The organism is Caballeronia arationis (assembly GCF_001544975.2).
Classification (GTDB): Bacteria; Pseudomonadota; Gammaproteobacteria; order Burkholderiales; family Burkholderiaceae; genus Caballeronia; species Caballeronia arationis.
In genome coordinates this window covers 1-692 of record NZ_FCOG02000566.1, presented here as the reverse complement: position 1 = coordinate 692, position 692 = coordinate 1, and the positions used below count along the sequence as shown (strand labels likewise).

Here is a 692-nt window from a genome sequence, read left to right as displayed (position 1 = left end):
AGTCCGGAAACCCGCGAAGCAACTATCGGCCTTTGAGCGAGCACCGCTTCTATCATCACGAGCGGCACACCTTCATAAGCGGACGGCAGCACGAGGGTGTCGCTTGCGATAATGAACGGTAATACGTCTTTCTGCGGCCCGAGCAGTTTTACCCGGGCAGAAAGCGCGGGACTCCCCTTTACAATGCCCCCCAAACATTCGGCATCCTCACCGCCCCCAATGATCAGCACGAGGGTCTTCGCGAACGCCCTTTCATGGCGCTCGATGGTCCTCATAAGAAAGTCTTGCCGCTTTTGCCGAAAGTTCAATCGGCCGATATGCGCGACGATATACGTACCGTCATCCGGCAAGTCGAGTGCCGCGCGCGCCGCACTTTTCGTGAGTTTCGTTTGACAGAATCGGTCGTCGACGTAGTTTTCAAGAGTAATGGCGCGCGTGTGCGGAGCTAGCGCGCCGAGCTTTTTACGCAGGTGATCGTTTAGCGTGACGTACTCGTCAGGTACCCGGTATAGCAAGCGCTTAATGTGCCACTTGATTCTAGCGGGTCCGCTCCTGCTATTAGGTGCGTCATCGACGAGCGGCAGGTAGCTTACGGACGTCACCTTCGCATGACGCGCCGCGAAGAGACCCGCAAGCCCCGAAGCGATCGTACCCTGTGAGATTAGCAGCTTGTCAAGACTCAGTGCGCGCAA

Annotated in this window: 1 protein-coding gene; it reads right to left on the bottom strand. The window is 57.1% G+C overall.

Features of this window, described 5'->3' with window-relative positions:
* The coding region (locus tag AWB81_RS43880; protein WP_144444434.1) for a glycosyltransferase at positions 1 to 692 on the bottom strand (692 nt) is incomplete at both ends.